The following is a 14,368-nucleotide window of genomic DNA, read 5'->3' on the forward strand; positions in this document are numbered from 1 at the left end:
TTGGCGAAATTCTTCAGCGGCAGCGAATTGAATGATATAATTTTCTAGCGATAAAAGCCACCCGTCCAGGTGGCTTTTTCTGTTTTTAAACTCGTTTTAGCCGGCAGGTGTAGCTTGCGGTATAAGTTTAAATCGGGTTCTTTGGTAGCTGTTCTGCCAACGCCTCCCTGATTGCTTCCTCCATTATTTTGACCGGGCCCTCAGCGGCCCGATACGCCTGCCAATCAACCCATGCCTGAAACTTCTGCCGTTCAGCAACGCATTCTGGCCCTCACCGAGCGGCTGCATCACCTCAACCACCAGTACTACCAGCTCGATGTGTCGGAGGTGCCAGACCAGGAGTTCGACCAGTTGCTGGCCGAGCTCACCCAACTGGAAGCCGAGCATCCTGGCCTGGCGCTGGCCAACTCGCCCACGCGCCGCGTGGGGGGCACCATCACCAAGCAGTTTCCCACGGCGGTGCACCGCTACCCCATGCTGAGCCTGGGCAATACCTACTCCGAAGACGACCTGCGCGAGTTTGACGAGCGGGTGCAGCGCGGCCTGGAGGGCGCCCCGTACTCGTATGTGTGCGAGCTGAAAATTGACGGCGTGGCCATGAGCCTGCGCTACGAGCACGGCGAGCTCACGCAGGGCGTGACTCGCGGCGACGGCACCCAGGGCGATGTGGTGACGGCCAACGTGCGCACCATTCGCACCGTGCCACTGGCCCTGCGCGCCGCCCCCGACCAGCCCCAGGAATTTGAGGTGCGGGGCGAAGTATTCCTGCCCCTGCCGGTGTTTGCGGAGCTAAATGCCGAGCGCGAGCAAAACGGCGAAGCCCTGCTGGCCAACCCCCGCAACGCCGCCAGCGGCACCCTCAAGCTGCAGAATTCGGCCCAGGTAGCGGCCCGCAAGCTGCGCTTCTTCGCCTACTCGCTGCTCACGCCCGCCCGGCACTTCTCCAGCCACAGCGCCGCTCTGGAGGCATTGGCCCAATACGGCCTGCCCGTGTCGGATACGTGGCGCCGCGCGGCCACCATCAGCGAAGTGCTGGATTTTGTGCATTATTGGGCCAAGAAGCGCTATGACCTGCCGGTGGCTACCGACGGCATTGTGATTAAAGTAGATGACTTGCGGCAGCAGGACCAGCTGGGCTACACCGCCAAAAGCCCGCGTTGGGCCATTGCCTACAAGTACCCCGCCGAAGCCGCCCGCACCCGCCTCAACGAGGTGATTTACAACGTGGGCCGCACCGGGGCCGTGACGCCTGTGGCCCTGCTCACGCCCGTGCCCCTGGCCGGCACCGTGGTGAAGCGCGCCACTCTGCACAACGCCAACCAGATTGAGCTGCTGGACCTGCGCCTGGGCGACCTGGTGTACGTGGAAAAGGGTGGCGAAATTATTCCCAAAATCACGGGCGTGGACTTGTCGGCGCGTCCCGCTACGGCTGTGCCCATTCGCTACCCCACCGAATGCCCGGCGTGCGGCACCGCCCTGGTGCGCCCCGAGGGCGAGGCCCATTTCCGCTGCCCCAACGAGCGCGGCTGCCCGCCCCAGCTCAAAGCCCGCCTGGAGCATTACGTCTCGCGCAAAGCCCTGAACATCGACGGGCTGGGAGCCGAAACCGTGGGCCGGTTCTCAGACCTGGGACTGGTGGCCACGCCGGCCGATATCTACGACCTGCCCGCCCGCCGCGCCGAGCTGGTGACGCTGGAGCGCCTGGGTGAAAAAAGCATTGATAACCTGCTTGCGGGCATTGAGGCCAGTAAGCAGGTGCCCTTCCCCCGCGTGCTGTTCGGCCTGGGCATTCGCTACGTGGGCGAAACCGTGGCCCAAAAGCTCGCGGCCCACTACCGCACCGTTGATGCGTTGATGGCGGCATCGGCCGAGGAAATGGCCGCCGTGCCCGAAGTAGGCACTGTGATTGCCGAGGCCGCCGCGCACTGGTTCCGCCAGCCCGAAAACCTGCTGCTCATTGAGCGGCTACGCCAGGCCGGCGTGGCGCTCACCGTGACCGGGGAAGCGCCAGTACCGGCTTCGGACCGCCTGGCGGGGCTCACCTTCGTTCTTTCGGGGGTGTTTGAGCAGCACAGCCGCGACGAGCTGCAGCAGCTCATTACTTCCAACGGCGGGAAAATAACCGGTTCCATCAGCAAGAAACTCAGCTACCTGGTGGCCGGCGACAACATGGGCCCCGCCAAACGCGAGAAAGCCCTCACCTTCAAAGTGCCCATTATTTCAGAAACCGAGTTAATGAACATGCTGCCTGATACGGCCCCGGTGCCGGAAGCGGAAAACGGAACGCCACCCCCTGCATCGGGCCAACAGATACCGCTGTTCTAACGAGCGGATACAGCCTCCAATGGCCTAAAAACTTGTACAGTTGAATACAAAAATAGCTCCCGGCCAATCAAGGCCAGGAGCTATTTTTTGTAAGTGGTTGTCATGATAACGGAGGAACTACACTATCAAAGAGCAGTAAGTTCTTCGGCGAGAAACAGGCAGTTCTGCGGGGTAAGATGCCCCCTTCTTCAGCATGACAGGTTTCATGACAGACTGTTCCTGGTTTAGAACGACTGCTTGATGTTGTTGTGCAGGGTGCGCGGCGTCCAGTAGCCGCTGGCGATGATGCGGCGAATGGTGAACATGGGGTCGTTCTGGTCGCGCTTTTCGGCCAGCGAGAAGGCGGCCACGAAGCCGCGCTTTTTTAGCTCGGGGAAAGCCTGGGGGTTCCACAGGCCGAAGGGGTAGGCGAAGTAGGTGATTTTCTTGCCGGTGATTTCCTCCAAAGTTTTAGTGGGCTTTTCGATTTGAATTTCCCAGTCCTTGCCCTGGTATTTCTTCACGTTGTGGTGGTCCCAGGTGTGCGAGCCGATGACGTTGCCCTCGTCGGAGAGCTGCTTCACCATGGCCTTGGTCATGTAGCGGGGGCGGCCCAGGCTCACGGTCATCACGAAGTACATGGCCTTGAAACCGTGTTTCGCCAGAGTGGGGCGCGCCACGGTGTACTGGTCCAGGTCGGTGTCGTCGAAGGTGAGCATGATGGGCTTGCTGGGCAGCTTGGCCCCCGTGGTCATGTAGGCGTAGAGCTGGTCGGGCGAGATGGTGTGGTAGCCCGAATCGGCCAGCATCTGCATTTGGGCCTTGAACTGGGCCACCGGGATAATGTAGTCTTTAGCGCCTTTGGAGTCGCGCGCGGTCCAGTCCCGGATTTGGTGGTAGCAGAGAATGGGCACCTGCGGCCGGGCCAGAATAGCGGCGGCATTGCCGGAGCTGGCGGCCGGAATGGTGCTGGGGTCGGGTGCGGGGGCCGCGTTGGCCTCGGCAGTGGCAGTAGCCTGGGTGCCCGAAGTGCCCGCGGCGGCGGGAGCAGCCTCCAGGGTGGCGCTGCTGGTGGCAGTTTCGCCCAGAGTGGCGGTTTTGGATTCGCAGGCAGCCATGGCAAGGGCGCCCAGCAGGAGGGAAGCAGAAGAAAATTTCATAAGAACTGAGCCGCGTCGCACGCGTCTGCCGGAAAGGTCAGCTATAAAATGGGGTGGAGGCCTACGGCGGCGAACCGGGCGCGTGCGACGCGCCCCTACCTTTACACAAAACTAACCCTTAACCAACTGCATGAACAACTCTGGCTCACATCTTCCGGCGTTTCACGGCACGGGCGTCGCACTGGTCACGCCGTTTTCTTCAGATTTTTCGGTGGATTACGCTGGCTGGCGCCGCCTGCTCGACCACTGCCTCGACGGCGGCGTGGAATACCTGGTGGTGAACGGCACCACCGGCGAATCGCCGACCACGACCGCGGCCGAGAAGGCCGAGCTGCTGCGCGTGGCCAAGGAGCACGTGGCCGGGCGCGTGCCGCTGGTGTACGGCATTGGCAGCAACGACACGGTGGCGGCTGAGGAGCTGTTCCGCAGCACCGACCTCAGCGGCATTTCGGCCGTACTGTCGGCCAGCCCAGCCTACAACAAGCCCACCCAGGCCGGCCTGGTGGCGCATTACCAGCGCCTAGCCGATGCCAGCCCGGTGCCCGTAATCCTCTACAACGTGCCCGGCCGCACGGCCTCCAACGTCACTGCCGACACCACGCTGCGTTTGGCGCAGCACCCCAATATTATCGGCATCAAAGAAGCCAGCGGCAACATGGACCAGTGCCTGGCCATCGCGGCCCGCAAGCCCGCCGACTTCCTGCTGCTTTCCGGCGAAGATGTGCTCACGCCGGCCCTGGTGGCCTGCGGGGCCGAAGGCATTATTTCCGTCATGGCCAATGCCTATCCCAAGCGCTTTGCCGAGATGACCCGCGCCGCCCTAACCGGCGACTTTGCGGCCTCGCGCGCGGAGTTGTTTCACCTGTTGCCACTCAACCCTCTCATGTACGAAGAAGCCAATCCCGTAGGCGTGAAGGCCGCGCTGGAAGCTCTGGGCGTGTGCGGGCCCGCTGTTCGGCTTCCGCTGCTGGAAGCTACTCCGGGGCTGAAAGAACGGATTCGCAAGCTGCTGTAATCCGTTATTTGCGGGTCAATAAACTGTTGAACAATATGGCAGTAATGGACAGACAATCAATTTTTTATTACAAGAAAAAATTGATTGTCTTGTGCTGATAGATTTATAATTCGCAGGGGCTCTCAGCTTTTCTTAATGGGTAATAAAACCTACTGAGAACCGTTGAGAGTCCGCTGCTTTTGCTGGTGTGCTGCTTCTGCCGCCACCACCAAAAAGGAGTAGCCGAAGATGAGCAGGTGGCGTCCGATGTGCAGGGCCGTCACCGAATCGACCAGCATGGCGGTGGCTTCCACCAGTAGAAAAAAGCACACGTACGGGTTGCGTCGCAGGTGTGCCTGCGTCAGGGGCCACACCAGCAGGGCCAGCAGCAGCCCCAGGCCCACCACCCCGCCCCCCAGCAAGGCCAGCACGTACTGGTTGTGCACCTCCACCCGATTGGCGGGGCGGAGGCCAAAATCCTGCCATTGGTACTGCTCCCGCATGGCGTCCTGTGTGTCGGCCGGACCTACGCCCACCAGCCAGTGCTGCTCAATAATGGCCCCGGCCGTTTCGAAGGCTGCCAGGCGGCGGGCCAGCGAATAGTCGTTGATGTCGTGCCCGAGGGTGTATTGCTGCACGTCCCAGATGGAGGAGCTGACCCGTTCCCGCACAGTGGGCAAGGCAACGTAGGCAGCCAAGGGAGTTGCCACCACCAGCACCAACAGCGCCATTCCCAGGGCCATGTGTTTCTGAAAAATTAGTCGCAGAGCATACGCCAGCAGGCCCGTGTAGAGCACCAGCAGCCCCGTGCGATACGCCAGAATATGAAGCGTGGCGGCTGCCGCGATTGCGGCGGCAAGCAGCACACGGCGCAGCCACTTTGGCGCCTGCGCCGTGCGCCGCAGCAGCAGGGCTCCGAAAAAGGTCAGGGCCAGCATCGCGCCGAACGTGATGTGGAAAATGGGCGTTACCGGAGCCATGTTCTGGCCCATGCGAATGGCTTCGGTTGCGCTGCCAATGTCCAGAAAATACTTGCTGAGTGTAGCCACTCCCAGTACGGCCGTGCCAAGCACAAAAAAAGCTCCCACCGATAGTCGTTGGCGTGGGGCTAGCGGCACGGCCACGGCAAACGCCAGCGGCACGGTCACCCAGGGCAGGTACCGCACCAACTCGTGCCGCCAGCCGCCCAGGTCACTGGTGTACAGACCCGTAATCAACAAAAAGATGAACGTAGCCGCGGGCCAGAGCGCGGCCCTGTTGCGAAAATAATTGCCGATATCGCGCTTCAGGTGGGGGTTGGCGAGAACGGCCAGTACCCCGATAATGGGGGCAAAAGACACAAATACCCGCACAGCCAGCAGCCCCAGCACTCCCGCCAGGCAGGCTCCCCACAACAGGGCCTGAGAAAGGCGACCGGATAAATAATACTGCTCAAACAAGGGCGTCAAATAGGAAGTGTAAGTGGCTTGAAAACTCAGTGCGAACAGAAGCGCGCTCACAGCTTGGGCGTAGGAGCCGGGTGCTGCCTGTGTACGGAAGCTCTCCGCGTTGCTACCAGCCGCTGGCCAGGGCATCGGCCACGTGCAGGCAGCGCAGGGGCAGCTTTTCCTTCTTGATGTAGGCTTCCAGATGCATCAGGCAGCTCACATCGGTGCTGATGATGTACTGTGCCCCGGTGTCGAGGGCATGTTCCACTTTTTGCTGGGCCATGGCTACTGAAATGGCTTCAAACTTTACCGCAAAGGTGCCGCCAAAGCCGCAGCAAGTGGTGGTTTCGGCCATTTCAACACGTTCCAGGCCCGCCACACCATCAAGCAACTGGCGTGGGGCGGCCCGAATACCGCACTCGCGCAGTGCCGCACAGGAGTCGTGGTAGGTGTATTTGCCGGCCAGTCTGGCGCCCGGAATGGCCGTAATGCCCAGCACGTCCACCAGAAATTCGGTCAGCTCGTAGGTGCGGCCTTGCACCGCCTGGCAGGCAGGGGCTTGCGGCGCACCGGCAAAAAGCTCGGAGTAGCTGTTGCGCACCATGCCCACGCAGGACGCCGAAGGACTCACAATGTAGCGCGGGCGGGCGCTGGCCTGCGCCGCTGGGGTCTCAAAGTCCTGCAGAAATTTCTCGGCCACGGCCCGGCTTTGCGGGTGGTAGCCGGCGTTATAGGCCGGCTGGCCGCAGCAGGTTTGGCTGGGGTTGTAGTGCACCCGCACACCCACCCGCTCCAGCACCTTCACCATGCTCATAGCAGTGGCCGGGTAAAGCTGGTCAACGAAGCAGGGGATGAAGATGTCGGCGGTAGGAGACATGATTGGATGGTGCTGGCGGTGTTGGCAAATTCTATGAGGGTCAATAAAACGTCGTGCTGAGCTTGCCGAAGCATCTCCACCGTGTCACTAACCGTCCTCACGTCAACCTCACCCCCTAACCCCCTCTTGTGCGGAGAGGGGGGACTAGAAGTTAGTCTTAGCATTTATGCGCTAGCTTTTCAGGTTTGAAGCTAGTTCCCCCTCTCCGCACAAGAGGGGGGTTAGGGGTGAGGTGAACGTAGGGGAGTGACTTCTACCGGAAAATGGCGTGGTTCAGCGCGCTGGCTTCTCCGAGCGCCTCCAGGTTCAGGCCCAGCTCTACGCCGGCTTGCGCAGCAAAATCGAGCAGGTTTTCGGTAGCCATGTTGCCGGTCAGCTCATCGGCGGCCATGGGGCAGCCGCCGTAGCCGCCCAGGGCCCCGTCGAAACGCCGGCAGCCGGCCTGGTAGGCAGCGGCCACTTTCTCGTGCCAGGTGGAGGGCGTGGTGTGCAGATGCGCGCCAAACTCGATGCCGGGAAACGCCGGAATCAGGGCCGAAAACAACGGCGTGATGGTGGCCGCCGTGCTGGCACCAACGGTGTCGGACAGCGCCACTACCCGAACACCCATAGCTGCCAGCTGCTGGGTAAAGTCGGTCACAATTTCGGGGCTCCAGGCATCGCCGTAGGGGTTGCCGAAGCCCATGGAGAGGTATACGACCAGCACTTTGCCGTTGCGCTCACATAGCTCGTGCATGGCAGCCACGTCGGCCAGGGCCTCGGGCGTGCTCTGGTTGGTGTTGCGGCGCTGGAACGTTTCGGATACGGAGAGCGGAAACCCCAGGTACTTGATTTCGGGATAGCTCGCCGCCGTTTCAGCCCCCCGCAGGTTGGCCACAATGGCCAACAGCTTGGTTTGGGTAGCACTCAAATCGAGGCCGGCCAGCACCTCGGCCGTGTCGCGCAGCTGCGGAATGGCTTTGGGCGAAACGAACGAGCCGAAATCCAGCGTGTCGAAGCCCACGCGCAGCAGGGCGTTGAGGTAGTCAATTTTGGTGGCAGTGGGAATGAAATCAGTTAGGCCCTGCATGGCATCGCGGGGGCATTCAATCAGCTTCATGGCGGGGAGGCAAGTAGTGAGACGGGGCATAAAGGTAGCAGCCCCGGCCACGCGGGAACCAAATCCACCGGCTCCCCACCAAGGCAAGCCGCGCCCTGCCGCCGTGGGCCGTGCCTGCACCCAGGGTCGAACTACCCGGTACCAACCGGTGTTTCAGAGGCATGCATTTTAGTAAGGATGAAGTGAGGCAGCGGCCGGGAACCTGGCGGCTGAAAAATGGTTTTTTGCCCGTGCTGCTGGCGGTTGGGCTCGCGCTTGCCGGCTGTGGCAAGCAACAAGCCCTGCAGGCGTTGTTTCAAAAGGCTACCCCCCACGAAGCCTACGCACGCCAGCTCCGGCAAGCGGGCCTCGACCGCCGCGCGGCTGGCCGGGCCTGGCTGGCTGCAGCAGAGCAAGCTTTCCGCGATTCGCTGGTCGTGCCCCTGCCTTTTGCCGAAACCGGGTTTTTTCAGGCCGATAAGCCCAGCGCCGCCAGCTACCGCTACGCGGTGCGTGCCGGCGAGCAGGTGCACGTGAGCCTCACGCTGGGCACCGGGGCCGCTGCGCGCATTTTTCTCGATGCCTACGAGGTAGTGCCTGGCCGCACGCCCGCGCCCCTGGCCAGCGCCGACACGCTGGTGCTGGACTTCCGTTACCGCGCCGAGGCCGATGGGCAGCACCTGCTGCGCGTGCAGCCCGAACTGCTGGCTACCGGGCGCTACACCCTGCGCGTGGCCCGCGAGCCCAGCCTGGGCGTGTTTCCGGTGCTGGGCCGGACCGATGCCGCGGTGGGGAGCTTCTGGGGAGCCGCGCGCGACGCCGGTGCCCGCCAGCACGAGGGCATCGATATTTTTGCCGCGCGGGGCACGCCCGTGGTGGCCGCTACTGATGGCCTGATTTCCCGTACCGGCGAAACGCCTATTGGAGGCCGCGTGGTGTGGCTGGCTGATGCCGAAGCCGGCAACCACATCTACTACGCGCACCTTGATAAGCAGCTGGTGACAGCCGGCCAGCGCGTGCGGGCCGGCGACACGCTGGGCCTGGTGGGCAACACGGGCAACGCCCGGTCCACGATGCCGCACCTGCATTTTGGCATATATCGCAGCGGGCAGGGAGCCGTGGACCCGTTTCCGTTTGTGCGGCGGCCGGCGGCGGTCACGGCTGCTCCCAGTGGCCCGGACCGCCGCGGGGAATTTGTTCGCCTGCGCACCGCCGCTACCCTTTGCCCGGCTACCGGCCAGGACAAACCGGTAAATCCCCGCTCCATTGTCCGGCTCCCTGCGCAATTGCCACTGCTGGTAGTAGGGCAGCAGGGCGCTGACCTGCGCGTGCAAACCCCCAGTGGTCAAATAGGCTACGTGGTGGCCCAGGCCGTAGTGCCTGCTGCTGGCGCGCCGCTCCGCAAGCTGGTGCTGGCTGCCATTACCGAGCTGCTCACGCTGCCCGCTCGCAACGCGCCAGCAGCGGCGGCGCTGCCAGCTCAGAGTGCGGTGCTGGTGCTGGGCCAGGCAAATGGCTACAGCCTGCTCCGCGGCCGGCAAGGGGAGATTGGCTGGGCCGTAATTTAAGCAAAGTGGTGAGCCCGGAAAATCAGAACGTCATGCTGCGGCTGGCATTAAAGCAACCGTAGCATGACGTTCTGATAAAGGCAACTTTGGGGAAGCTCCTAGCGCTTCGACAGCAGCCGGCTTTGCACCAGTTTGCCGCGGCTGTCGTACTGCTCGGTTTTTACGATGCCCACGGCAGGGTCGTAGTAATCAATCTGACGGCCTGTGTTTTTAAGCACCAAGTCGGCGCGGGCGGCGGTCGACACTTCGCGCTGGCTTTCCACGGGGTAGCAGCTGAACGTGCCAGCCGGCACCGTTACCGATACCCGCTCGCCGCTCACCTTGCGCGCGCGCTGAGTGGTTTCCACTTTGGCAATGGCCACCGACGGGCTGCTCACTTGCACCAGCACGCCGCCATTGGGCAATGCGCTGGCCGCAGTGGGATGGTTGGGCCAGGCAATGGGCGTGGCCTGGTAGCTGAGGCGCCGGTTCTTAAAAGACTTAAGGGCGTCGTAGTTAATGATGCCCAGCCCGTCGGTGAAGGTGGTGTCGTTGCGGCAGAAGAAGGTGAGGTCCTGCTGGGCCAGTACGTTGTTACCAGTATCGTAAAGGCCGCTTTTTACCTGCACACTGGCGACGGACGTCGTCTTGCCTTTCTTGCTGGCCACCGAGTCCACGCCGACATTGACTACGCGGTAGCGCCACGTGCCCAGCGCTTTGCCCTTGCCGTCCAGGAGCTGGTACTCCAGGTTTTGGCCGGGGCTCATGTTGAATGCGGTGGTGCAGGTCGCAGATTTCTCTTTTGCGGATTGCGAAGCACCCTCGGCGCGCGTGGTGCGAGCCGTAGCCTGGGAGGCTACCTGGCCCCAGCCGGGAGTGTGGAGTAGAAGGAAGCAGGCAGTGGCGCACACGGGCCAGATTCGAAGGAGTGACATACAGTAAATTTTAACGAAATAAGGACAACTCAACCGAAGTTGGGGAAGGACCTTCCCACCGCAATTCGGCAACCCAGGCCTTTTCGTTGCGTTATGCAAGTGCAAGGTCGTACTTTGCGGCCATCTCACGCGGTGGCGGCTACCACAGCTTTTCGACCGCTTTTACTTTATTCCCTAACAGCAACCATGCCTGATTCTTCATCTACTAACTGGGCCGACATGGCCGCCTCCCTGCTCGGTAAGCTTTCGGGGGGATTGGAACTAAGCTGCGCATTCGACCAGATAGAGCTGCAAGTACCCAACCCGCAAAACCCAACTGCCCCCGCCGCTACCTGGAAGCTGAACGGCTCGTTGCGCATCCGCACCCGTGGCGACCAGCCTGCCGCCCCCGCCACGCCCCAGCTGCCCGCCAGCGCTGCCCAGCCCGGTGCCTAGTTCGCTGGAGATAGAGGCCCAGCTCGTCATCACCTGGAACGGCCACGACCTGCAGCTTGTAGCTGCCGGTACCTACCTCATTCTCAATGTTCCCAGCCAGCAGGTGCTCGACCTGCTCACCGCGGGTCCTCCCAAGCCACCCGGCGCGCCCAAAAAGGCAAAATCAGACGGCCCGGACCCTCTGCAGCAAATCAACGATTTGGCCCGCCAGCTGGGCTGGGTGCTCGATTTGCGGGTGGGGGGCAAAACCTACGTGACATTTGGGGTGCAGCGCACGCCCAAAATCACGCTGAATGCCGTGCTGGGTAAAATCGGCTCGTTTTTCAAGTAGCAAGCTTTGCCCAGCAAAATTGGTCGCGGCTGCAACTAATTTGACTGCAAGTAGTTTGGGAGGAATAGTTCTTTCCACCCGATGAAATCCGAACACGATTCCCGCAACCGAGTGGGTGCCTCGCAGCGGCCGTCTGCCTTTGGCCGCATCGAACGCCTGCCGCCATTGGTGGTGGCCCTTTACCTCGCCCTGCTTGGCATCACTGTCATGTTTGCCATGCTGCTGGTGGCGTACGTGAGCGCGCGGCTGCGCAGCGGTGTCCCAACGGGGCTGCACGCGCTACCCCGCTATTTTTCCGTTAGCACCATTGCGCTGGTTATAAGCGGCTTCACTGTTGGGCAGGCGCGGCGCCTCTATGCCCAGGACGACCTGCCTACGCTGGCCCGCTGCCTGGGCGGCACACTGATTTTAGGCGCTGTGTTTGCGGGCCTGCAGGTGCTGGGCTGGCGCGAATTATTGGGCAACGGGGTGCTCTTTCAGGGCGAGACCAGCAACAGCAGCGGCCAGTTCATCTACCTGATTTCGGCGCTGCACGTGGCGCACTTGCTCGGTGGCATGCTGTTTTTACTCGTCATGATGCTGCGCGTTATCCATGCCAATCGGGATGCCGTGCGCACCCTGGTTTTCATTCGCAACCCCTACCAGGCCCAGCAGCTGCGGCTGATGGCCACCTACTGGCATTTTGTCGACGTGCTGTGGGTCGTGTTATTTGCCGTCTTTCTGTTCCTGTATTAGCCAGTGCTGGTGTGGTTGGCTGGCGCGCGTCTGCGACGCGTGACCGACTGGGCTCGAGCCTGTGGCTCGCTATTGGACAATAGGTATATGACGTACAAGTTCAATGCCCGAGCCGCAGGCTCGAACCCAGCGGGCAACGCGTCGCAGACGCGCGCCAGCCAGCTATACCCGCTGCAGTTTAAATTTTACGGAATTACTTCCAGCCAGCCGCGGTACTTGCGGCCGTCGGTGTAGGTCACGTAGTAATAGTACACGCCGCCCGTGCCCTGGCCGGGCCAGCGAAATTCCCGGTCCGTTGACTCGTAAACCTGCTGGCCCCAGCGGGTGTATATTTTGAGGCTGCCAAAGCGGGCATCGCAGAAGTTGGGCGGCAGGTCGGGCAGGCGGAAATAGTCGTTTTGCCCGTCGCGGTTGGGGGTGATGACGTTGTAAAGCTTTACGGCCAGCGTGTCGGGGCTTTTCACCTGCAGCTGCACTCTCTGCACCTGCGGCAGGGGCTTGCAGGTGGCATCCACCAGCTGGAAGGTCACGATGAGGCTGCGGTGCAGATTGGCGGCGGCGCAGCTCACGTCCCAGGTAAACGTGCCACTGGCGGTGCCAGTGCCGTTTTTGGCCTCGAAACGCATGCCCACCGCAGCCAGGTCGAATCCTTCTTTTCCATCAATTGAACTGCCGGTAGCCGTCAGGGTCAGTCCGTCGCGGTCCAGGTCTATGCCGCTGAAGGTGGCCGTGTAGCGCTGGCCCAGCGGCAGCTCCACCAGCGGTATCTCGGCCGCTTTAGCCGGCGGCAGCGTCGAGGCCAGGGTCGGTGCCTGGTTGCGGTAGCTCACTATAATGGGCACGGTCACGCTGGCCGCCTGCCGCTCGTTGCAGGGCGAAGTGACCGCCGAGAACGTAAAGTTGAAAACGGAGTCAGGCCTCACCACGGCACGGCAATCTACGCGCCACGTGAAGCGCCCGCGCCGCTCGGCCCCTTGTGTGCCCTGCGAGAGCGTGGCCCCCAGGTCGGCGGGGTTGAAGCCCTGGCCCGTCATTTCCAGTTGCACCGCGTCATCATCAGGGTCGGTGCCAATGACGTCGAAGCTAAGCAAATCGCCGATGCGGGCGCGTATGGGCAGGGCCGGGCCGGCAGTGGTCGACAGGCGCGGTGGGGAATTGGGTGGCCGCATGGCCGTAAATGCCACCCGCACGGTGTCGCGTTTGGGCAGGCTGCAGCCATCATCGCCCACCACCACGTCCAGAAAAAACACCTTGCCCTTGGTGTCAATGCATTCCGGAAAGCAGAGGGTGGCCGTGAGGGTATCGGGGGCGCCGGGACTGCGCACCGCGCCACTAGTGGCCGTGGTAAAATTGGGCAGCAGCCCCGAAAAATTGACCGCCTTCAACGACAGGGAGAGGCGGGAGTTCCGGTCGGCATCGGTGAAAGCCACGCGCACGCAGCGGTTGCCACCGGGCACCAGGCGCAGGGTGTCGCGGCCCGGGCGGTAGGCTACCCGGCCCGTGGGCGCGGGCAGCAGCGCCAGGCTGGGTTTGGTGTTGGTGGCGCAGTCCGAGCGCACCATCAGCTGGAAGTCGCGCCGGGTTTCGCCAATTTTCTCGCCGCCGCGGTACTCCGTGCAGCGCACCCCAAACACAAACAGGCCCTGGTCGGTGGGCCGCACCGTGAGCCGACCCGTTTGCGCGTTGATGGCCAGCGTGGGGGCACCCGGAATCTGATTGGTGGCACTCAAGCCCGGCTTCCAGGTAATAAGCGGGTAGGGGGCCGGGTTGGCCGCGGCGGGCTTGGGCAGGTCTGAAAACGAATTGCCATTGAGGGGCGTCACCATGTCGTAAACCAGCGAGTCGCCGTCGGCATCCTGGCCTCCAAAGTCGTAGTAAAACAACTCGTTGATGCACGCGTAGTCGGCCAGCGGCGGGAAGATGCGGGGCGTGGAGTCAATGAACGGCTGCCCGCGCCGCACCACGGCCGGAAACTCAAGGTAGAAAGCCTGCGCCGCGGTGTTGGGCGACTGAATGTTGCTGATGCTGTTGTTGCGGCAGCAGCGCTCCACGGCCACGTAGTAGCCCTGCGGGCTGTTGTAAATGGCAGGCAGCAGCTGAATAGCCCGGCTGTACACCAGCCGCCGCGTGCTCAGCGTGGATTTCACGCAGGCCGGGTTGGTGTAGTTCACGAACGTGTTGCTCACCAACGGCAAGAGCACATTGGCCATCCGCCGGTTGGTGCTTTTCTCGAAGATGCTGGCGGTCAACTCCCCGTCCAGGGCGCTGGGGCTGCCGTTGGCGGCATCAAAATACAGGTTGAGCTGCAGCGTATAGGTATCGCCCGTGCCGTGCACCAGCTCCATTTCGCCGCCCACAATATGCGTACCCCATGCCTGGCCCACGAGCACAAGCCAGCTGCATAAGAACAGCAGGATGGCTGACCGTGCCGGGCCGGACAAACGGAAGTTGAAGGGCATCGAACGAGGAAAAGGAGCGAACCAAATGCGGTGAGAGCCGAAATATACGGCCTCAAAACCCAACTCTTCAAGGCTGGAAACGGTTT

The 14,368-nt window shown here is 62.3% G+C and carries 12 protein-coding genes; 6 read left to right on the forward strand and 6 right to left on the reverse strand.

Translation table 11 applies throughout. The features are described 5' to 3' along the window. Positions 1 to 231 precede the first annotated feature (231 nt). Positions 232 to 2,325, forward strand: a complete 2,094-nt coding sequence (gene ligA / locus BEN48_RS04915) for an NAD-dependent DNA ligase LigA (RefSeq protein ID WP_070733482.1) — start codon at positions 232 to 234, stop codon at positions 2,323 to 2,325. 224 nt (positions 2,326 to 2,549) lie between these two features. On the opposite strand, the gene BEN48_RS04920 is transcribed toward ligA, so the two are convergent. Further along, positions 2,550 to 3,464, reverse strand: coding sequence for a polysaccharide deacetylase family protein (locus BEN48_RS04920; RefSeq protein WP_070733484.1), 915 nt, complete (start codon positions 3,462 to 3,464; stop codon positions 2,550 to 2,552). Between the two features lie 130 nt (positions 3,465 to 3,594). Here BEN48_RS04920 and dapA point away from each other — a divergent pair, with 130 nt between their 5' ends. Beyond that, positions 3,595 to 4,479, forward strand: a complete 885-nt coding sequence (dapA, locus tag BEN48_RS04925) for a 4-hydroxy-tetrahydrodipicolinate synthase (RefSeq protein ID WP_070733485.1) — start codon at positions 3,595 to 3,597, stop codon at positions 4,477 to 4,479. A 149-nt stretch (positions 4,480 to 4,628) separates the two neighbouring features. Here the strand turns inward: dapA and BEN48_RS04930 are convergent, their stop codons facing one another. From BEN48_RS04930 to BEN48_RS04940, 3 genes are all read right to left on the reverse strand, one after another. Next, complete coding sequence (locus tag BEN48_RS04930) at positions 4,629 to 5,906, reverse strand: O-antigen ligase family protein (protein WP_158010103.1); 1,278 nt, start codon at positions 5,904 to 5,906, stop codon at positions 4,629 to 4,631. Between the two features lie 103 nt (positions 5,907 to 6,009). Continuing rightward, positions 6,010 to 6,762: a (Fe-S)-binding protein gene (locus BEN48_RS04935; protein ID WP_070733487.1), complete on the reverse strand. Its 753-nt coding sequence runs from the start codon at positions 6,760 to 6,762 to the stop codon at positions 6,010 to 6,012. 253 nt (positions 6,763 to 7,015) lie between these two features. Then, positions 7,016 to 7,861, reverse strand: coding sequence for a hydroxymethylglutaryl-CoA lyase (locus tag BEN48_RS04940; RefSeq protein ID WP_070733488.1), 846 nt, complete (start codon positions 7,859 to 7,861; stop codon positions 7,016 to 7,018). 230 nt (positions 7,862 to 8,091) lie between these two features. On the opposite strand from BEN48_RS04940, the gene BEN48_RS04945 reads away from it, so the two are divergent. Then, positions 8,092 to 9,408 (forward strand): M23 family metallopeptidase, encoded by a 1,317-nt coding sequence (locus BEN48_RS04945; protein WP_206599821.1) that lies wholly within the window; start codon positions 8,092 to 8,094, stop codon positions 9,406 to 9,408. Positions 9,409 to 9,506: 98 nt separating this feature from the next. Here the strand turns inward: BEN48_RS04945 and BEN48_RS04950 are convergent, their stop codons facing one another. Beyond that, positions 9,507 to 10,322 carry a TapB family protein gene (locus BEN48_RS04950; protein ID WP_125932483.1) on the reverse strand — a complete coding sequence of 272 codons (816 nt, stop codon included), beginning with the start codon at positions 10,320 to 10,322 and terminating at the stop codon, positions 9,507 to 9,509. Positions 10,323 to 10,508: 186 nt separating this feature from the next. Between BEN48_RS04950 and BEN48_RS04955 the strand changes: the two genes are divergently transcribed. From BEN48_RS04955 to BEN48_RS04965, 3 genes are all read left to right on the forward strand, one after another. After that, complete coding sequence (locus tag BEN48_RS04955) at positions 10,509 to 10,757, forward strand: hypothetical protein (protein ID WP_125932484.1); 249 nt, start codon at positions 10,509 to 10,511, stop codon at positions 10,755 to 10,757. Next, positions 10,750 to 11,088, forward strand: a complete 339-nt coding sequence (locus BEN48_RS04960; RefSeq protein WP_070733492.1) for a hypothetical protein — start codon at positions 10,750 to 10,752, stop codon at positions 11,086 to 11,088. Before BEN48_RS04955 ends, BEN48_RS04960 begins: the two co-directional genes overlap by 8 nt. Positions 11,089 to 11,169: 81 nt before the next feature. After that, positions 11,170 to 11,823, forward strand: coding sequence for a cytochrome c oxidase subunit 3 (locus BEN48_RS04965; protein ID WP_070733493.1), 654 nt, complete (start codon positions 11,170 to 11,172; stop codon positions 11,821 to 11,823). Between the two features lie 185 nt (positions 11,824 to 12,008). Here BEN48_RS04965 and BEN48_RS04970 read toward each other — a convergent pair whose 3' ends face one another. Then, a complete protein-coding gene (locus tag BEN48_RS04970; RefSeq protein ID WP_070733495.1) occupies positions 12,009 to 14,282 on the reverse strand; it encodes a T9SS type B sorting domain-containing protein in 2,274 nt (757 codons plus the stop codon). Positions 14,283 to 14,368 lie beyond the last annotated feature (86 nt).

The organism is Hymenobacter glacialis, from assembly GCF_001816165.1.
In the GTDB taxonomy this organism is placed as follows: Bacteria; Bacteroidota; Bacteroidia; order Cytophagales; family Hymenobacteraceae; genus Hymenobacter; species Hymenobacter glacialis.